17 protein-coding genes and 1 tRNA gene are annotated in these 18,115 nt (G+C 56.6%); 5 read left to right on the forward strand and 13 right to left on the reverse strand.

Annotated elements, in window-relative coordinates; translation table 11 throughout:
- Nucleotides 1-364 (forward strand): hypothetical protein (locus V6C16_RS02575; protein ID WP_333542753.1); only part of this gene is annotated, 364 nt, incomplete at its 5' end.
- A 160-nt stretch (nt 365-524) separates the two neighbouring features.
- Here V6C16_RS02575 and greA read toward each other — a convergent pair.
- Nucleotides 525-1,013 carry a transcription elongation factor GreA gene (greA, locus tag V6C16_RS02580; RefSeq protein WP_333535133.1) on the reverse strand — a complete coding sequence of 163 codons (489 nt, stop codon included), beginning with the start codon at nt 1,011-1,013 and terminating at the stop codon, nt 525-527.
- A gap of 48 nt (nt 1,014-1,061) precedes the next feature.
- Here greA and V6C16_RS02585 point away from each other — a divergent pair, with 48 nt between their 5' ends.
- Nucleotides 1,062-1,298 carry a hypothetical protein gene (locus tag V6C16_RS02585; RefSeq protein ID WP_333535134.1) on the forward strand — a complete coding sequence of 79 codons (237 nt, stop codon included), beginning with the start codon at nt 1,062-1,064 and terminating at the stop codon, nt 1,296-1,298.
- A 169-nt stretch (nt 1,299-1,467) separates the two neighbouring features.
- The gene (locus V6C16_RS02590; protein ID WP_333535135.1) at nt 1,468-3,021 is read left to right on the forward strand and encodes a lysylphosphatidylglycerol synthetase family protein; all 1,554 of its coding nucleotides are present in this window, start codon (nt 1,468-1,470) and stop codon (nt 3,019-3,021) included.
- Nucleotides 3,022-3,410: 389 nt separating this feature from the next.
- Here V6C16_RS02590 and V6C16_RS02595 read toward each other — a convergent pair whose 3' ends face one another.
- The 7 genes from V6C16_RS02595 to V6C16_RS02625 all read right to left on the reverse strand — a co-directional run bounded on the left by V6C16_RS02595 (nt 3,411) and on the right by V6C16_RS02625 (nt 10,866).
- On the reverse strand, nt 3,411-4,082 hold the full coding sequence (locus V6C16_RS02595; RefSeq protein ID WP_333535136.1) for an outer membrane protein: 672 nt from the start codon (nt 4,080-4,082) through the stop codon (nt 3,411-3,413).
- 1,070 nt (nt 4,083-5,152) lie between these two features.
- Nucleotides 5,153-5,244 (reverse strand) — tRNA-Ser (locus V6C16_RS02600).
- A 280-nt stretch (nt 5,245-5,524) separates the two neighbouring features.
- The gene (locus V6C16_RS02605) at nt 5,525-5,665 is read right to left on the reverse strand and encodes a hypothetical protein (protein ID WP_333535137.1); all 141 of its coding nucleotides are present in this window, start codon (nt 5,663-5,665) and stop codon (nt 5,525-5,527) included.
- 10 nt (nt 5,666-5,675) lie between these two features.
- Complete coding sequence (locus V6C16_RS02610) at nt 5,676-6,446, reverse strand: enoyl-ACP reductase FabI (RefSeq protein WP_333535138.1); 771 nt, start codon at nt 6,444-6,446, stop codon at nt 5,676-5,678.
- Between the two features lie 358 nt (nt 6,447-6,804).
- Nucleotides 6,805-7,686 carry a phosphoribosylaminoimidazolesuccinocarboxamide synthase gene (locus tag V6C16_RS02615; protein ID WP_333535139.1) on the reverse strand — a complete coding sequence of 294 codons (882 nt, stop codon included), beginning with the start codon at nt 7,684-7,686 and terminating at the stop codon, nt 6,805-6,807.
- Nucleotides 7,687-7,711: 25 nt separating this feature from the next.
- Nucleotides 7,712-9,016 (reverse strand): histidinol dehydrogenase, encoded by a 1,305-nt coding sequence (hisD, locus tag V6C16_RS02620; RefSeq protein WP_333542754.1) that lies wholly within the window; start codon nt 9,014-9,016, stop codon nt 7,712-7,714.
- A gap of 590 nt (nt 9,017-9,606) precedes the next feature.
- Nucleotides 9,607-10,866 carry a hypothetical protein gene (locus V6C16_RS02625; RefSeq protein WP_333536912.1) on the reverse strand — a complete coding sequence of 420 codons (1,260 nt, stop codon included), beginning with the start codon at nt 10,864-10,866 and terminating at the stop codon, nt 9,607-9,609.
- Nucleotides 10,867-11,201: 335 nt separating this feature from the next.
- On the opposite strand from V6C16_RS02625, the gene grpE reads away from it, so the two are divergent.
- A complete protein-coding gene (gene grpE / locus V6C16_RS02630) occupies nt 11,202-11,825 on the forward strand; it encodes a nucleotide exchange factor GrpE (protein ID WP_333536914.1) in 624 nt (207 codons plus the stop codon).
- Between the two features lie 485 nt (nt 11,826-12,310).
- Here the strand turns inward: grpE and V6C16_RS02635 are convergent, their stop codons facing one another.
- The 5 genes from V6C16_RS02635 to V6C16_RS02655 all read right to left on the reverse strand — a co-directional run bounded on the left by V6C16_RS02635 (nt 12,311) and on the right by V6C16_RS02655 (nt 17,060).
- Nucleotides 12,311-13,390 carry an HD-GYP domain-containing protein gene (locus tag V6C16_RS02635; protein ID WP_333536915.1) on the reverse strand — a complete coding sequence of 360 codons (1,080 nt, stop codon included), beginning with the start codon at nt 13,388-13,390 and terminating at the stop codon, nt 12,311-12,313.
- Nucleotides 13,387-13,983 carry a PqiC family protein gene (locus V6C16_RS02640; protein WP_333542755.1) on the reverse strand — a complete coding sequence of 199 codons (597 nt, stop codon included), beginning with the start codon at nt 13,981-13,983 and terminating at the stop codon, nt 13,387-13,389. Before V6C16_RS02640 ends, V6C16_RS02635 begins: the two co-directional genes overlap by 4 nt.
- On the reverse strand, nt 13,983-14,951 hold the full coding sequence (locus V6C16_RS02645) for an MlaD family protein (RefSeq protein ID WP_333535216.1): 969 nt from the start codon (nt 14,949-14,951) through the stop codon (nt 13,983-13,985). Before V6C16_RS02645 ends, V6C16_RS02640 begins: the two co-directional genes overlap by 1 nt.
- Entirely contained in the window at nt 14,948-15,757 is an 810-nt protein-coding gene (locus V6C16_RS02650) for an ABC transporter ATP-binding protein (protein WP_333535219.1), read from the reverse strand. Before V6C16_RS02650 ends, V6C16_RS02645 begins: the two co-directional genes overlap by 4 nt.
- 175 nt (nt 15,758-15,932) lie before the next feature.
- Entirely contained in the window at nt 15,933-17,060 is a 1,128-nt protein-coding gene (locus V6C16_RS02655; RefSeq protein WP_442886174.1) for an MlaE family ABC transporter permease, read from the reverse strand.
- Nucleotides 17,061-17,150: 90 nt separating this feature from the next.
- Between V6C16_RS02655 and V6C16_RS02660 the strand changes: the two genes are divergently transcribed.
- The coding region (locus V6C16_RS02660) for a 5'-3' exonuclease (RefSeq protein WP_333542756.1) at nt 17,151-18,115 on the forward strand (965 nt) is incomplete at its 3' end.

Genomic DNA, 18,115 nt, shown 5'->3' on the forward strand with positions numbered 1-18,115 from the left:
TCTGGCCGTGGAGCGACAGGTGTTTTTGGCCCATGACGGCCTGAATCCTGGCATGGGAGCCTGGGCCGGGGCTGATCTGGCCTTGCGCATGGCCGCCGCCGGGCGGCACAGCCTTGTTTGTCCCTGGGCCTGGTGGCAGGTTGCTGCGGACGGTCTTGATGTGGCGGACAACAGGGCCGGGCTGGTGAACTGGTGGGGCAGGGGAATGAGCCACAGTCCGGAGCCGAAAACAGAAGCGCCCCAGGCGCTGGAGAAATTTCTCGCGCGCTGGGGCGTATCCGTTCAAAAAAGTGGCCTGCGAAACAGAAATCTGTGCGCTGCCTCTGATCAGGGCTGGACCCTGATGCTGGAAAAAAAATTATAGTTTGCCGGTTCGGAGCATGCGGTTTTGCGAATATGCGCGCGCAAAGCCTGCAAGACCTTCATATGGGCATTGCCCGCACGGATATCCCGCGCCTGCGCCTCCGTGGCGGAGGCTTGCCCGTCCAGCCGACCGCTCTGAGCGATATCAGCGTAACATTGCTCTAGCCGAGGTTTTTGCTGCCCTTGAAGCTGATGCCGATGATTTCATAGGTCACGCGGCCACGGGGAATTTCAACGGAAACTTCATCCCCTTCCTCACGGCCAAGCAGGGCCTGTCCCACGGGCGAAAGAAACGAGATGGAACCCTTGCCGGGGTCGGCCTCGTCCGGGCCAAGAATGGTGTAGGTCTTGGCTTCGCCGCTGTCCACATCTTCCAGTTCCACGGTTGCGCCAAAGATAACCTTGTCGCCCTGGAGCTTATCAAGGTCAATAACCTGGTAAAGGGCCATGCGCGACTCAATGTACTTTATGCGGGCCTCAGCCATGCCCTGGCGTTCACGCGCGGCGTCATAGCCGGCATTTTCGCGCAGGTCGCCTTCTTCTCTGGCTTCCTTGATGGCCTGAATGATCTCCGGCCGCTCGCTTTTCAGGCGGGCCAATTCTTCTTCCAGCGCCTTGTAGCCTTGTACGGAAATGGGAATACTCGTCATGTCGAACCTCGCAACGCAAAAAAAACGCCGCTGCCCAAGCAGCGGAGCATGCGTTTAGCAAAAAGTGGTTTTTATGAAAAAATCTGGTATTCCGGCGAAGACCATGGTTCGGCGCGCATAAGCGCTTTAAGCGCTGCCAGCTGCCAAAAAAATGCCGGCCTTGCGGCGTTTTCACAGTGTGAATTTTGCCGGAAAATACACACCGGGCAGCTGCACCTTGCAGGCCCGAAAACCTCTCCGGCCGAGCGGACCGGAATCAAAACCGTAACTGCGCCTCTACCCTAACCACTGCACAGGTTCCGGTCAAGCTTTAAACAAAAAATTCCAGCCCTGCTGGGCGCATACCTGCAGGGTATGCACAGTTGGCACTTGCGCCGTGCTGGTGCAGCGTATATGCTAAAAAAATTGTTATAAACCGAGCTGATCGTCAGCCGCATTCAAACAACGGCAGCTTATGAAAAAATATTTGCGTTATCTCGGGCCATTACTGATCTCCGCCATTTTCTTGCTGGCAGTGTATCTTTTGTACCATAAGTTGAAAAGCTACAGTGTCGCGCAAATCCGCGAAAGCCTTTCCCAGATATCCCATACGCGCATCGCCCTTTCCCTGTTGCTCATGGTGGTCAACTACATGATCCTTGTGGGTTATGACTGGCTTGCGCTCAAGGCCATCCACAAAAGCCTTCCCCTGCCGCGCGTGGGGCTGGTTTCTTTTGTGGGGCAGGCCGTAAGCTACAATTTTGGCGCGCTGCTTGGCGGCACAAGCGTGCGTTACCGCTTCTATTCTGCCTGGGGTTTTTCGCTGACAGACATAGTGCGGCTCGTGCTTATGCTGGCGGTCACCTTCTGGGTGGGAGCGCTAGGGCTGTGCGGAGCCATCTTTATGGTGGCGCCCCCCATTATCCCTGACGAACTGCTGGTCAAAATGCCCTTGAAAGACGTGCGGATACTGGGCGTCATTCTTTTTGCCATAGCCTGTTCCTACCTTGCCCTGTGTTTCTTTATCCGTAAACCCGTACACATTTTCGGCAAGGAATTTGTTTTTCCCCCGCCGCGCATTGCCATTGCCCAGGCCCTTGTGGCGGGCGTGGACATCGTGGCCGCCGCAGCCTGCATGTACGTGCTGCTGCCGGGAGATATGGGCGTCAGTTTTATCGACTTTCTGCCGAGTTATCTGATGGCCCAGGTGGCAGTGGTGCTGACGCATATTCCCGGAGGGGTAGGGGTGTTCGAGCTTGTCATCCTGCACCTCACCCACACCACGCACGAGCAGATGGTTTTTGCCGCAGTGCTCCTGTTCCGGCTGATTTATTTCATTATTCCGCTGCTGGCCGCGGCCCTGTTGCTGATGCTTTACGAGGTGCGTCAGCGTCGACAGGTGCTGCGTGGGGCCGGTCGCTGGCTTTCTGTGCTTTCGCACACCATTGCGGCCTATATGTGTTTTTCTGCCGGGATTATTTTGCTGGTGTCATCCACCTTGCCCCTGGGAAAGCACGCCCTTGCCATGTTGCGCATTATGGAACCCTACCATGTGACGGCCATTGGGCATTTTGTCAGCTGCCTTTCGGGCGCGGCACTGCTCTTTGTCTCTTACGGGCTGGAGCGACGCCAGACGCGCGCGTTTCATATGGCAGTGGTTTTTCTTTGCCTTGGCATTGCCGGGGCGTTGCTTAACGGTTTTTCCTGGCTTACGGCAGGAATGGTGAGCGTGGTGCTGCTGGCCGTGTGCATGGCCCGCAGGCGTTTTTATCGCGCCTCCTTTTTCTGGCAGGAGCCTATCCCCCTGTTCTGGCTGGGCGGCGCCATGGGCGTGCTCGTGCTGGTGGGCGCTCTGGGCTGGACACTGTACCACACGGCATGGAGCCATTCCGCCAACTGGTGGGGCAACGCGGCCCCCAACGCCACACGCACGACCTACGCTTTTGTGGGTATTGCCGTGGGGCTGGTGCTTTCGTGGATATGGCGCGCCTCTCTGCGGCGACGCGCGCGTCGCAGACAAGGAAGTTGACGGCATTCAGAGCATTTTCACTTTGAAACTGCTCTGTCGACTGTGTGTATAAGTGCAATTTATTTGGCATGTTAAGTGCAAAAATGAGCATGCCCTTAAACTTTGAGAATGGACATTCTCAAAGCTAATCTGCTCTATAATGCAAAAGGCCCGTGGCATGCCACGGGCCTTTTGCATGGTCGCTGAACTGCCTTGATCGCTGATGATCTCTGCCGCTTTTCAACGCTTTTCAGCTCTCCCTGCCATTCGCTACAATTCTCTGCTGAATGGAGCCGAAGCTATGCGGACAGCAGAGACCTCTAGCTGGGCGAACGCCCCCGCTTCCGTTTATCAGGCGGAAGCGGGGGCGTTCTTAACCATGTGGAAAGCGATGTTTTTATGCAGCAAGGCTAGAACGTAAAACGAACGCCCAAGCTGAATTCATTGGCATAAGGGGCCATGCCGACCTTGGCCTTCTGACCGCCAAAGGACTTTTCATGTTCATAATAGCTCAGGCCCACGAAACGGTAGGCCAGATCGGCAGAGATGGTGTCGGTAAAGGCATAGGAAACACCGGCTCCGGCATTCCAGGCAAATACCGTGTTGTAATCTGTGCTGCTTCCGCTGTAGCCCAGGCCTTCGACCTTATACCTGCTTTCAATAAAGCCCATGCCAAGCCCGCCGCCGATATACGGCGTAAAGGCGGTGTCATTGTGGAAGTCCCAATAAAGATTAAGGAACAGGGTTTGCAGGTTCCAGCGGCCCTTCAGGGTCGCGTCCAGGCCGTGCTTGCCGTCCCAATCCGTTTCTGAATTGGTGCGGATGGCGTATTCAATTTCTGTACGCAGGGGGATGTCGTTGGCAGGGTAGAAGTCGTAACCGACAAACGCGCCGCCCCCCACGGTATTTTGGCTGTATTCGCCGGTGTCGAAGAGGTTTGCGCCTTTGCTTGTAGAGACGTTTCCAGTGCTCTGGATGGAATCAATGAATTTGAGGCCCAGATAAAAACCGGAATTTTGTGCGAAGGCGGGTACAGCAAGGGCCACAGTCAGTGCGACGGCTAGAAAGATTCTTTTGAACATGACTCTCTCCAAGTTTTGTTATGCCGTTTTTCAAAGCCTTTCTTTGGCATTTGCCCGTTTTTTCGGAATTGATATCCGCTTTTATGCTGACCATACCTGAACATTGTAAATTATCAAGCGTGCTGAAACACAGATACGAACCATGTAATTCATAATAATGGTATGGTATTGCGGTATGTTGTTAAATAGTGCCTGATTTTTTCCTGAATTGGAGTTTTTTATGTGTGCCAGGGCGTTTTGCCTTTGTGCGTAGACATCTTAAAAGTGTTGTGACACTTAAATTTGAGATTAACACTGTAAATATGCTTTGTTACGGAATTGACCGTAAGGCTGCACAAAGGCTGCACATACGCTTTGCAGTGCCTATGCCTTGTATGAAAGCAATAAATGCGTAGGCATTGTCAACGCTGCCAATGAGCTGGAACTGAAAAACCCGATGTACCCGGTGAAATGAAGTAGCCGCAGTAAAACCAGCTAGATCCGAAAATGTGAGGCGAGGCTTGCCCTTCAAACAGCAAGCCTCGCCTCACATTTTCGTTTATTATATTTTTGCTTAGAGCAATTTCACTTTGAAATTGCTCTGGCGGCTGCGTGAGCAGTCGCCCGCCGCAAAGGTGCAAGCGCAGCTTCAGCCGTTACGACAAAGGAAGTTACGGATGCTTCAGGAGTTGTAACGCGGGAAACTACGCTTGCAGACACCATATATAACGAGCGGTTTGTTGCCACACAACCACTGTCGCCATTCGTAAGGCTCGCAGGCTCGCCAACGACTGCCGCGAAGACAGCAGAGCTATTTACTTGCGCGGTTAAGCAGCGAAGCGAGCGTGTCTTAAACTTTGAGAATGTACATTCTCAAAGTTAATTTGCTCTAGTTGCCGTTGTCTTGTCACTACGGCCCAAGCTGAAGACGAGCCAGATTTGCCTGCACGGCCCCGCCGTTGGCTGGGCCATGTCATTTGAAGCGGGCGTCAATGAAATCACGAATTGAGTCTATCACACAAAAAATCACACATAATAAAGATCAGGGCAAAGAAAAAGGGGCTACTGTTATCCAGTAACCCCTTGAAATATGGCGGAGAGGGAGAGATTCGAACTCTCGGTACGCTATTAACGTACACACGATTTCCAATCGTGCTCCTTCGGCCAGCTCGGACACCTCTCCGCATGTTTTGCATTCGTGCAAAGCCGAAACTGTATATGGCATATCCACAGAGAATGCAAGCAAAAAATGGTAAAATTATGGGCTGATGCCGTGGAGCTGCTCTGTGCGCCTAGGTTTTATCCTCGGGCGGTGTTTTTTCAGCATCCGTCTTTTTTTCACCCCTCCGCCGGAGGGGTGGCAAACGAAAGTCCATTCAGCACAGACCGCCGCCTGTTTTAACCAGCATCCAGAACAGGCCGCCCACAATGACCACAGTCAGCAAGATTTTGATCAGCATTTTTTAATCCTGCCCGGGTGTTTCACCCTTTTTGTTTTCCCGTCCTGCGCGTTTTTTTTCAACCTTGGCAGATCGGTAAAAGATCCATAGCGCCAAGGCTGACAGCAGGGTGATGGCTATGGCATTGAGTGTCAGGTAGCCCATAATTTCATCCTCAGGCGGTTACGCCCACCTTGCTGAAGCCGCTGTCGACGTAAATGATCTGCCCGGTCACGGCGTTGGCAAGATCAGACGCCAGAAAAGCCGCCACGCCGCCCACGTCGGCAGTGGTCACGTTGCGGCGCAGGGGCGAATTGTTTTCCACCATGGTGAAAATATCCTTGAGACTCGACACGGCCGAGGCGGCCAGTGTTTTTATGGGACCTGCGCTGATGGCGTTGACCCTTACCCCCTTGGGGCCAAGGTCATAGGCCAGATAGCGCATGGACGCTTCAAGAGCGGCCTTGGCCACACCCATGATATTGTAGCCGGGAATGACCTGGGTGGAGCCATGATAGGTCATGGTAAGCACCGAGGAATTTTCGTTGAACAGCGGCTCAAAAGCGCGGCAAAGCCCGGTGAGGGAATAGGCCGAAACTTCCAGGGCAAGCTTGAATCCGTCACGTGAGGTATCCACAAAGCGGCCGCACAGGTCATCGCGGTTGGCAAAAGCCACGGAGTGAATCAGAATGTCCAGATCCCCCCATTTTTCTTTGACCACGGATGCGGCGTTTTCAATCTGCGCGTCATCGCACACATCACACTGGAAGGTGAACTCGCCCCCCAGCTCTTCGCTCAGAGGCTCAACACGTTTTTTAATGGCCTCACCCACATAGTTGAACGCCAGGCGCGCTCCCTGAGCCTTCAGAGCAGCGGCAATGCCGTAGGCGATGCTCCGGTTGTTGGCTAACCCCATGATAAGAGCTTTCTTTCCTTGCAGCAGCATGGATCCTCCTAGGAAAAATACGGGCCGGACAGGCCGCGTGCGGTTGTAAATTGCGCCGCCTGTCCGCTGTTGCGGCTGGGGGCTGTATGAAAAAATGTTTGGCAACGTTGCCCTGGCCAACCAAAAGCGTAGCCGGAGCGCATCGGGCGGGACAAAAGGCCCGCGCTCACGAAACAGGCTGACCAAGCAGGATGCCGCACTTGACCATCATGCGACTGGGGCGTGGCGGGTGTGCCGGTAACAAGCCGTATCTGCCGCGTGACAGACATATCGTGTATGCAGACCGCGGCGATGATTCTTCGCACGGTAGCGGCAAAGCCGCAAGCCCGCGCCTTGGCTGCACGGGGTTGCAGCGTATTTATTTTGTAATAATTTCGTAGGCTTCTTTGTATTTGTCCGCAGTAATTTTTATGACGTCCTCAGGCAGGGGCGGCGGTGGAGGCTGCATGTCCCAGGGCTGCGCTTTGAGCCAGTCGCGCAGATACTGTTTGTCGAAGCTGGGTTGCCCCTGTCCGGCTTTGTACTGATCCGCAGGCCAGAAGCGCGAGGAGTCGGGCGTAAGAACTTCATCAATGAGGTGCAGTTTGCCGTCAATAAAACCAAATTCAAATTTGGTATCCGCCACGATGATGCCGCGGCTTGCGGCATAGGTGCGCCCGGCCTCATAGAGGGCCAGTGCGGTTTTCTCAACCTGGCGGGCCATGTCTTCACCCAGCAGGCGGGCCGCCTCGGCCACGCTCAGGTTTTCATCGTGCTTGCCCAGTTCCGCCTTGGTGGAAGGCGTAAAGATAGCAGGCTCAAGCTTGTCGGATTCTTGCAGGCCGGGGGGCAGTGCGTAGCCGCAAAGGGAACCGTTTGCCTGATAGTCGTTCCAGCCGGACCCCGTTATATAGCCGCGCACGATGCATTCCACGGGCAGGGGGGCTGCCTTGCGCGCAAGCACTGCGCGGCCCTCAAGCTCGTCCTTCCAGGGGGCCAGCGCGTCTGGAAAACGATTCACATCGCTTTCCAGCAGATGGTTGGGGACAATGTTCTTGAACTTTTCCATCCAGAACAGGGTAATCTGGTTCAGGATTACCCCTTTGTAGGGGATAGGTTCGTTCATGATCACGTCAAAGGCCGACATTCTGTCTGTGGTGACGATGAGCAGTGTTTTTTCGTCCACATTATAGATGTCGCGCACCTTGCCGCGTGAAAGCAGCGGGTAGGCGGTAATGTCAGTTTTGACCACAACCTTCATGGGTGCTCCTGATGTGTCGGCCCGATTATTTTTTGGCGCGCGCTTCTACGCTGCGCGCGTGCGCTTCGAGCCCTTCCATGCGGGCAAGGGCGGCAATGGACTGCATGTTTTGCTGCAAAAAGGCCGGAGACGTTGCCACAATGCTGGTTCGCTTGCAGAAAGTCTGCACGGAAAGGGCCGACGAAAAGCGGGCCGTACCCAGCGTGGGCAGCACATGGTTGGGACCGGCGAAATAGTCGCCGACGGCCTCGGGGCTGTGCTGGCCCATAAAGATGGCTCCGGCATGGCGTATGTGGGGCAGAACGGCCCAAGGGTCGCGGGTGCAGATTTCAAGGTGTTCGGGGGCAACCATGTTGGCTACGGCCACGGCCACGCTCAGGTTGGGCGTGACCACAATGGCCCCCCAGTCCTCAAGCGAGCGGGCGGCTGTGGTGGCTCTGGGCAGGGCGGCGCACTGTTTGGTCAGCTCCTGCCAGAGATTGTCGGCCAAACGCTGATCATCAGTAACGCAGATTGCCGACGCAAGCGTGTCGTGCTCGGCTTGCGACAGCATATCTGCGGCAAGCCATTCGGCATTGGCCGAAGAGTCTGCCAGGATAAGCACCTCGCTTGGACCGGCGATCATGTCGATGCCCACCGTGCCTTGCACCAGACGCTTGGCAGTGGTGACAAAAATGTTGCCCGGCCCGGCAATGACATCCACCGGAGCCATGCTTTCCGTGCCATAGGCCATGCCCGCCACGGACCAGGCCCCGCCGACGCGGTACACTTCTTCAATGTCCAGCAGATGGGCGGCAGCCAGAATATGGGGGTTGACGCTGCCGTCCTTGCGGGGCGGCGTACAGATGGCAAGACGCGGCACACCGGCAACCTGCGCCGGAATGGCGGTCATGAGCAGACTTGAGATCAGCGGGGTATTGCCGCCTTGTCCGCCCGGCACATAAAGCCCGGCAGCGTCAACGGGCAAAACGTGCTGCCCCAGAATGCTGCCGTCAGGCCGCGTGGTAAACCAGGATTTTTCCGTTTGCGCTTCATGAAAGGAGCGGATGTGGGTGGCGGCCTGACTGATGATTTCTCTGTTTTCAATGGAAACAGAGGCCGCCGCACGGGCGATTTCCTGCTCGCTGACGAGCAGGGGGGGGGCAAAATCCGGGCAGTCAAAATTACGGGTATATTCCACCAGGGCTTCATCGCCCTTTTCGCGCACGGCAGCGATAATGTCGCGCACGGCGCTCTCCACCCCGTCACCGGGGTTGTTGCGGCCTTGCAGCCATTGGGCAAGCTTGGGCCACTCCTGCTCATTATGCAGAGTCAAAGTCCGGCATGTCATAGTATTTTCCTCACCTCGATTGGGGGAATATACAGAAGGCTCCTGTGAATGTCGAGACTCGCCGCCGCTTGAGAAAGGCAGCCGGCATGGTGTTTTTCTCTCGGCACTTGGTCAGGAAAACCAGAACCACTGAAAATCGGGCCTGATCAGTCATAAATTCTGTTTGATCGCGCAGTGTTGAGGGGCGGCAGTTTTTCAATGTATGCCAGAACTGGAGCCGCCGATGGTTTTCTGTCTGAAGTTCACAATATTCCTTATGGCATCCTTGCCAGAGCCTCTTTGCCAGAACCTCTTTGTCAAAATTCCCTTGCCAAAATCTGTTTGCCGGGCATCGAAAATGTCAGCAACCAGCAATACTGCTTGAAAACGTTGCCGATTAAAAACAGCAGCGCTGTTTACCCACGCGGATAAACAGCGCTGAAAGCACGCCGGATGTTGCAATACCTCTCTTGTACGATGGGATGACTAGAGCAGTTAACGAATGAAATGAGTTAACTGCTCTGCAAGGATTTCCTTGAAAATCCTTGCCACGAAATGCGAGGAGGCAGGCTTTTGCCTGCCGGAAACGAGCATTTCAAGTGTTAAATGCTCTAAATGAAGGGCGGCGTGTGGCGTACTGTGACAGGCAGCGCCTGGGGTACGCTTTCTTGCGCTTTGGCAAGGTATGTGAGGGCAGGGCTGCACAGTTCCCGCAACTGTGCGGTCAAGGCTCCCCTTCGTTCGCGCTCCATTTCCAGTTCTGCCTGGCGTTGTGCCTGAAAGGCGCGTAGCCAGGCCGTGGCCCGCTCTATGGCCCTGCTTTGCATTTCAGGATCAATGGTGCGGGGGCGTCTGATTTTTTGCGAATCCTGAAAGTGCAGCTTTTCTTCCCGAGACAGCAGGGGACGGGGCGGTAAAACCGCGCACAGGGCATATGACAGCATCTGGTCAAAAGCTATGGGTTGGATTTGAGGCAGCGGGCTGTCAACAAGCAGAAGGCCATTGTCGGTCTTTTCAAGTACACGCCCGATATGGGTATACACGCAGGCGTCTTCCAAAGCCTGGGGCGAATTGTCGTCAGCCAGCGCTTCAAAAACGGCATGGACGAAAGCCCGGGAATAACCCTTGTTCATGGCTATGGTGCGATACCGGTGCGCCATTTCGGCGTCCGGAGCCTTGGGGAGGGTATAGCCGCAATTTTGTCCGCCGAAGCGATACCAGCGGGATATTTCATGCGCGGCCGGGCCATAGCCCGCATCGGCGGCCATGAGCAGCCAGTGAAGGTTGGTGCCGGTGTTCCAGCGAGTGGCATAGGCATGCATGGCTTTGGGATCACCAAGAAAGGCCCCCCGTGTATAGGCGCTGCGGGTCTGGCCTATGCCGTCATCATAAAGGGCCAAACGGGTGTATATCCAGCCCGGGGACGTGTAGCGCGCGGCCCACTCCAGCCAGAACGATATGGAATGCATGAAAGGCGGGATGTCAGGATGTGCGGCGGCCAGGGCCGGGCGCTCGCACTGGATGCGGATGATGAGGTCGGCCATGGCTACGGGATTGCCCTCAAGAGCTTCCTGCAGGACGGGCAGATACTGGCTTGACGACTGGCAGCCCACATAGCGCGGTCTTTTGCGCGCCTTATCGGGCGGGGGCGAGTACCAGTCGGGGTCTTCCACAACAGGCGCTGTGATCAGCAGGGTACGGGGCAGGGCCTGGTTGCAGTAAGCCGAATCTCCTTCAGTGCAGGCAAGCTCGGGCAGGGGGCGCAGCCCCAGTTGCGGCGTGAAGTAGATTTCGGCGGCAAAAAGCCGCAGAGGAACGAAAAGCAGATAAAACGCACCAAGATGCAGGATGACAGCACTGCGCCATGACATGATACGCCCTCCTGTGGCATAAGGAGAATCAAGTCGTTGCCTGCCGGGCAGAACGGCAGCCCTGAACGCACAGCCATGTCCGGGCCGGCCTTTGGCAACCGCCTGCAAAGCCGGAGCATGACACAATCGAAAAAAACGTATATTTGTTATGATCGTCTTGCCGGCGTGAGCCATGCCGGCGGCATGATTTGTAAATATGACAATGCTTATTTATAATTTTATATTCTAATCTCAATATACGTCAAGTCTCCTGAAGCCTTGACAGTCTGGAAACCCGAACTTAGTTACAAGGAATGAACGCGGCCGCCTGCGGGCGGGGCGACTCAGGAGGGATCATGCAGCGTCACAAGATGCACAAATCTTATGAAAGGGCAGCGCAACCGGAAGACGAATTTTCGGAAGACAGCCTGCACTTTTCCGCGCCGGACGGCATGGGAGAAATGCCCGGCGAGTTGGACGACACCTTGCTTGAAGGCATGGCTGACGCAATGACAGAGCAGGGCGATGTTCTTTCTGCGACGGAAGTAGAGGCCCGGTGCAAGGCCGAGGTGGAAGAAATGCGTTTGCGCATGGCTGCTGAGATGGATAACTTTCAGAAGCGCCTCAAGCGTGAGCATGAAGAGCAAATGCGTTACGCCGCCGAAAAGGTTTTGGGCGATCTTTTGCCCACCCTTGACAATCTTGATCTGGCTTTGCAATACGGCAGCACCAACGAGGCGTGCAAGGATATGCTGCAGGGCGTGGCAATGACGCGCAAGCTGCTTCTTGAAGCTGTTGCCGGACACGGGCTTGTGCCGGTGGGCGAAGAAGGCGAAGAATTTGACCCGGCCATACATGAAGCCGTGGGTTTTGACGCCCGGCCGGAGCTTGCCCCCAATTCTGTGGCCCGCCTGCTTCAGCGAGGATACAAACTTGGCGGGCGCTTGCTGCGCCCCGCAAAGGTTATGGTCAATCCCTGAACTATGCTTCGAGCGAAAGCAAAAGAGGCCGTAATTTCCGGATTTCCGGTGGTTACGGCCTCTTTTCGGTATGCTCGCCGCCAGCTTGGCGCGCCAGCACAAGAGGCAAAAAACACCAGCCACGCGGGTGGTGCTGATAAGATTGCCCCTGAAAGCATTTGGAGTTGTTAGGCCCTGAAATGCCTTCACGGCATGTTCCAAGGGGGGCTTTACATACACAGCAAGTTCGCCCTCGGGCTGTTCCGCAGAGGTGCTTTCAACCAAAGGGTATACCGGCTTAAACCGTTGGGGCAGGGCTTGCTGGCCAGGCTGGCAGCGCCATGTAGCTCCGCGCTGTTACGCGTCTTGGAGCAGATTACCTTTGAGAATGTCCGTTCCCACCGCTTTTCCGGTGCAGCGACAACAGTAATACGCTCCGGTTAAGGCATGGTGAGGCCGGGCCAAAAGCCCCACCGCTGCAAACCGAAAGGCCATGCCTTTGCCGGTTAGCCTTCCAGGTCTTTATAACGTTCGGCAATGGTCTTGAACTGTTCCTGAATAGCCATAAAGGCATCGACAACATCCGGGTCGAACTGGGTTCCCTTGCCGTCCAGTATGATTTTTGCTGCGCTTTCATGCGTCATGGCAGGTTTGTAAACGCGCTGGCTGCGCAGGGCGTCGTACACGTCCGCAAGGCTCATGAGCCGCGCGGGAAGCGGAATTTCTTCTTCTTTCAGCCCCTGCGGATAGCCCCGGCCGTCCCATCGCTCATGATGGCAGTAGGCAATGTCGCAGGCCATCTTCAGAAAAGAGTCTTCGCCCAAAAACTTGTCCGCAGCCGCAAGAACATTTCTGCCAAGCACAGTGTGCGCCTTCATGGCCTCGTATTCTTCATCCGTGAGGGGACCGGGTTTGTGCAGCACCGTGTCGGCAATGGCGACCTTGCCTACATCGTGCAGGGGAGCCGAAAGGTAGAGCCAGGAGATGACGTCCGCATCCAGCTGATGACGGTATTTGTGCTGTCCGGCCATGTGCAGCGCCAGCGCTTTCACATAGTTCTGTGTTCTTTTAATGTGTGCGCCCGTTTCGGTGTCCCGCCATTCGGCAAGGCTTGCCATGGCATGAATGGTGGCTTCCTGAGTGAGGGCCAACTGGCGTGTGCGCTCGTGTACCAGGTCATTGAGATGATCACGGTAGCGTTTGTATTTCAGCTGGTTGGCAACCCTGTTGCGCACCAGAGAAACACGAAAGGGCTTGGCGATGTAGTCCTGCGCGCCCAGGGAAAGGCCGGTGGCCTCGTCTGTTTCTTCATTCTGGGCTGTGATGAACATGATGGGAATGTCGCGTGTGGCGGACTCTTCCTTGAGCCTGCGGCAGACTTCGTATCCGTTCATGCCCGGCATGATGACGTCAAGCAGGATGAGGTCCGGCGGCTGGTTGCCCATAGCCAGGCGCAGCGCGTCCGGGCCGTTTTTGGCAAACATGATGGTATAGTCCTCGCGCAGGCTTTCGCTCAGGATGCGTAAGTTTTCCGGAGCGTCGTCCACAAGCAGTATGCGGCTGCGCTGGGCTGCCGCCTCGTTCACTGCCTGCCTCCGGTAAAGCCGGGCAGCCGCCGGGTCAGATGTTCGGCCATGCGTTGCACCATGCGGCTTTCAGCGGCGGTAAGGATGTCGTAGGTTTTTCCGCTCACGTTCTCTTCATCCACATAAATGCCGCGCGCGAGCACATCGTTATACTTGTCCCTCAGTGTCCAGCGCACATCAAGCACGGCCTTCTGGTCGAAATTGCCGTCCAGGCGCTGCACGTCCAGGTACAGCACGTAGTCGGCAGTGGATTCGTCCCCGGCGGGCAGCACGTTAACGCCGCTGGCGAGCATGGGGCGGGTGAGCACTTCGCGGGTGACGCGGCGTACGCCGTGACTCAGCGGTTCGCCCCAATTGTGGAACTGCGCCACCACAAGCTGGGTGGACTCGCCCACACGGCTGACGATGCCGTCGCGATCAAGATACTCGGGTACGGTAACAGGGGCCACCCGCAGGCTCTTGCCCGGCAGGCTTTCGGCTGAAACGGGCGTGAGGCGGCTTTCCAGAAGATAGTAATTCGTGGGCGTGCTGCGGCTGCAGGCAACCATCAGCGCGGCGAAGACCAGAAGAGTACACAGGGCGTAACGTTGCATCAGCGTTTTCCTTGTCTGCCCATAAGCAGGGCTTCGGGGTTGCGTTCAAGCATCTGCGCGAAGGTGCGGATGGTACGCAGGGTTTCAATGCTTTCCTTGATCAGGCGTCGCACATCATTGATGGTGGGCGAATCGCGCCCCACAAGGCTTTGGGCCGAGGCCGTGACCACACGCAACTGGTCCGCCGCCAGGCTCATGTTTTCCAGTGCGGACCGCAGGGTCGCCAGGGTTCCCGGCATTTGTTTTTCAACCGTGCCTGCGGCAGTGTCGAGACTTTTCAGGATGTTCTCGGCATTTTGCCGCATGGGGCTGTTTTTGAGGATATCGTCAATTTCTTCAAACGTGCGCGTAAAGGCTTTAAGCCCGCGCCCGAGACTGTCGTCCGCCAGCGAATGGGCCAGGTTTTGCAAAATGCTTTCAAGCGCGTGGGCCATAGATTCCAGCGGCAGTTGGGAAAGGGTGGTCTGCAGCGTGTCGATGGGGGAGGGAATGGTGGGGATTTCCATATCCGGCGTACCCGAGCGAAAAACAGCGGGCGTACCGGGGAAAAAGTCCAGTTCAATCCGGTATTGCCCGGTGATAAGGCTTTGCAGTTGCAGACGGGCGCGAAGGCCGCGCTGCACCATGCGGCGCACGATCTCTTCCCTCGCGGTTTCGGAAATGGGCGCAGAGCCGCGGCCGCGCACGAAGCTTTGCTCGTCTATACGGATATAGACGGGAATGGTGACATTGGAGTCTTTTGTGTTGGCTACAAGGTTGATGCGGGTGACGCTGCCCATGGGAACACCGCGGAACACCACGGGAGCGCCAGTGGAAAGGCCGCTCACGGAGCCGTCGAAGTAGAGAACATACTGCATGTCATTGCTGAACAGGCGGCCGCCTCCCAGCACGATGAAGCCCAGAGCCAGCAGGGCCAACCCGCCGAGCACAAAGGCTCCCACAGTGGTTCTGTATTTTTGCGCGTTCATATATTCGTTTCCTTGTCCGGCGCAGCGGAAGCGGTTTTTTCCGTCTGCTCCTTTTCTGCGTGACTGCGTTCGCCTCTTGTAAGAAAGAGCATTGCGCTGGGCGCCGTATCGGAAGCTTGCAGCAGTTGGTGCGGGTTGCCGCACGCCGCTACCTGGCGCGTCTGGGCATCCAGAAAGATGAGGTTGTCGGCAATGGCGTAAATGCTCGCCAGTTCATGAGAAACAATAACAAACGTCGTTCCCAGGCTTGCGCGCAGTTCCAGAATCAGGTCATCCAGCATGCGCGAGCTTACGGGATCAAGCCCGGCGGAGGGTTCATCCAGAAAAAGCACCTTGGGGTCAAGGGCCAGGGCGCGCGCCAGACCCGCGCGTTTGCGCATGCCGCCGCTGATCTCGGAGGGGTAGTAGTCTTCAAAGCCCGCAAGCCCGGAGAGGGCCAGCTTGAGCTTTGCCTGCTCGCGTATGTCCGCATCGTTCAGGTCGGTATACTGCTGCAAGGGCAAGCCCACGTTTTCCGCCAGCGTCATGGAACTCCACAAGGCCCCGCTCTGAAAAAGCACGCCCGTGTCGCGTCCCATTCGGCGGCGCTGCTCCTCGGTGCATGCCCAGAAGTCCGTTTTTCCATAAAAGACCTGACCCGCCTGCGGCGATTTCAGTCCCATGAGCACCCGCAGCAAGGTACTTTTGCCGCAGCCGGAACCGCCGGTAATAAAGAAAATGTCCCCGGCGCGCACGTCAAACGTCACGTCGCGCATGAGAACATACGAACCGTAGCCCACCTGCAGCTTGTTGACCCTGATGCGCATTTCAGTGCTGTTCTGTCCGGCATTGGGGGCGTCGGCGGCGGTATGGGCCGTTTCAGTTTGCGACGGTGTTTCCGGCACAGGCGCGCTGTCCGGCTGCCGGCTTGTTTCCGGCGCGTTGGCGCCTGCGGTATTTTTTTCGGGCGTGATGCCCGCTGTGGTGTTTTTTTCGGCCATGTCAGATGCCCAGCACATTGCAGATGACGGTTATGATCGCAGTGGCCACGATAATGCCCACAATGGCGTGTACCACGGCGGTCGTGGTTGCAAAGCCCACGGCCTGGGCGCTGCGGCCGCAGCGCATCCCCTGATAGCAGCCGGTTATGGCGATGATGACGCCAAAAACCGTGCCATACGCAAGACCGATGAAGACGTGCTTGTAGGGAACCATCTGCATGGTGGCGTTGATATATTCCATCGGATTGATGTTCAGCATGGTTGTGGCAACAATATAGCCGCCCACCACGCCCATAAGGTCGGCGTAGAGCGTGAGCAGGGGAATCATGGCCGTCAGGGCGACCACACGCGGCAAAACCAGAAAATCCACAGGGGCTATGCCAAGCGTGGCAAGAGCGTCCACCTCTTCGTTGACCTGCATGGTGCCGATAAGAGCGGCATAGGCCGCGCCTACCCGGCCCGCCATGACCACGCCCACCATAACGGCGCCCATGACACGCAGCATGCCTATGCCCACCAGACCGGCCACGTAGATCTGCGCGCCAAACTGGGTAAGCTGCACCGCGCCCACAAAGGCCAGGATAAGGCCAAAAAGCATGCTGGTTATGGAAATGATGGGCAGCGCCTGCACGCCGCATTCCTGCATGGCCGCCAGCAGGTCCTGCGGGCGCATCTGGGTGCGGCCCACAAAAAGGCGGCCTACGGCCAGGGTCACATCACCCACGAAGTTCAAAAAGTCGGTTATGCGCGGCGGCAGATCAATGGTGGCCTGACCCACACGCTGCACAAAATTGAGGTTTTCTTTTTTGCGGTCGGAACCGGCTTTGGCGGGAACGGCAAAGGCGAGCTTGAGCAGACGTTCCAGCCCGTCGGGCAGGCTGGTGTGCAGGTCTGCCTTGCGTTCGTTGGCTGCCTGCGCCACTTGCACGAGAAAAACAAGCAGGCTGCTGTCCCAAGCGCCGAGATTGTCGCCTTCAAGGCGAACTTCACGGATGCTCTGGTCAGCCAGGATTTCCAGGGCGGCTCTGGCTTCAGGGGGCCAGGCCGTATCGATATTCCATTTGCCGCCAACGCTGACGCGCAGAAGCGGTCCCTGAACGGAAGCTGTCACTTGCGGACTTGTTTCCATCACTATAGTATACGCGCAGCTCTATTTATCCGCAAGAGCCGTTCCCGGCAAACTGGCGGACTTGCCACACTCAAAAGAATACGGTTAGCCATGTCTTTAAAAAAGCGTCTTGATCTTGCCACTGAACCAGTCTTTCTGATGGACGGTTCGGCCTTCATTTATCGGGGTTTTTTCGCCAACAGAAACATGCAGCGCTCGGACGGTTTTCCCACCAATGCCCTGGTTGTGGTCACCCGTGTGCTGTTGCGCATCCTGCGCGAAGAAAGGCCGCGGTACTTTCTTTTTGTCAAAGACGGCAAGGGCAAGAATTTCAGGCATGATATTTTTCCGCTCTACAAGGCCAATCGCGATGCCACGCCAGAAGACCTGTTGCGCCAGATGCCGCCCATTGAGCGCATGGTGACGGCTTTGGGCATGAACCTTGAAATTTCTGACCACTGCGAGGCCGACGACTGTATAGCCTCTCTGGCTGCCCGTTTTTCTCAGGAGCGCCCCGTGGTCATTGTTGGCGGCGACAAAGACCTCAGGCAGTGCCTTGCTCCCAATGTCTATATGTGGGATCCCGCATCCAAGGATGAAAAACTGCTTACGGCTTCCCGGTTTACGGAAGAAAGCGGGCTGACTCCCGCCCAGTGGCCCGATGTGCAGGCGCTTGTGGGCGACACCAGCGACAATATCCCCGGCGTGCCTGGCATCGGCCCCAAAACGGCCGCAAAGATTTTTGAAATCTGCCCCAGCCTTGAAGACATCCGCGACCATTTTGTCCTGCTGCCTCCAAAACTTCAGGACAAGCTGCGCGACCACCTGGATGAAATGTTTACCTGGCGCAAGCTGACCACCCTGTCGCTGGACGTCTGCACGTCGCTTGAACTGGATGACCTGCTGGTGCGGCCCATCGATGCCGCCCGGTGCGCGGCTCTGGCAGAAGAGTTCGAGCTTCATGCCCTGCGGCGTGAGATGGCCTCTCTGGAGCGCATGCAGCTTTCCGCCCCGGCGGATTCTCAACGCGATGGCAGAGCCGGGCGCACCCGGAACGAAGCAGGGGACTTGTCTCC

The organism is Desulfovibrio sp. 1188_IL3213, from assembly GCF_036763145.1.
Lineage (GTDB): Bacteria > Desulfobacterota > Desulfovibrionia > Desulfovibrionales > Desulfovibrionaceae > Desulfovibrio.

Coding starts and splice junctions, on each gene's coding strand:
- greA (WP_333535133.1), bottom strand. CDS start 1,013: ATGACGAGTATTCCCATTTCCGTACAAGGCTACAAGGCGCTGGAAGAA.
- V6C16_RS02585 (WP_333535134.1), top strand. CDS start 1,062: ATGCGTTTAGCAAAAAGTGGTTTTTATGAAAAAATCTGGTATTCCGGC.
- V6C16_RS02590 (WP_333535135.1), top strand. CDS start 1,468: ATGAAAAAATATTTGCGTTATCTCGGGCCATTACTGATCTCCGCCATT.
- V6C16_RS02595 (WP_333535136.1), bottom strand. CDS start 4,082: ATGTTCAAAAGAATCTTTCTAGCCGTCGCACTGACTGTGGCCCTTGCT.
- V6C16_RS02605 (WP_333535137.1), bottom strand. CDS start 5,665: ATGGGCTACCTGACACTCAATGCCATAGCCATCACCCTGCTGTCAGCC.
- V6C16_RS02610 (WP_333535138.1), bottom strand. CDS start 6,446: ATGCTGCTGCAAGGAAAGAAAGCTCTTATCATGGGGTTAGCCAACAAC.
- V6C16_RS02615 (WP_333535139.1), bottom strand. CDS start 7,686: ATGAAGGTTGTGGTCAAAACTGACATTACCGCCTACCCGCTGCTTTCA.
- hisD (WP_333542754.1), bottom strand. CDS start 9,016: ATGACATGCCGGACTTTGACTCTGCATAATGAGCAGGAGTGGCCCAAG.
- V6C16_RS02625 (WP_333536912.1), bottom strand. CDS start 10,866: ATGTCATGGCGCAGTGCTGTCATCCTGCATCTTGGTGCGTTTTATCTG.
- grpE (WP_333536914.1), top strand. CDS start 11,202: ATGCAGCGTCACAAGATGCACAAATCTTATGAAAGGGCAGCGCAACCG.
- V6C16_RS02640 (WP_333542755.1), bottom strand. CDS start 13,983: ATGCAACGTTACGCCCTGTGTACTCTTCTGGTCTTCGCCGCGCTGATG.
- V6C16_RS02645 (WP_333535216.1), bottom strand. CDS start 14,951: ATGAACGCGCAAAAATACAGAACCACTGTGGGAGCCTTTGTGCTCGGC.
- V6C16_RS02650 (WP_333535219.1), bottom strand. CDS start 15,757: ATGCGCATCAGGGTCAACAAGCTGCAGGTGGGCTACGGTTCGTATGTT.
- V6C16_RS02655 (WP_442886174.1), bottom strand. CDS start 17,060: ATGGAAACAAGTCCGCAAGTGACAGCTTCCGTTCAGGGACCGCTTCTG.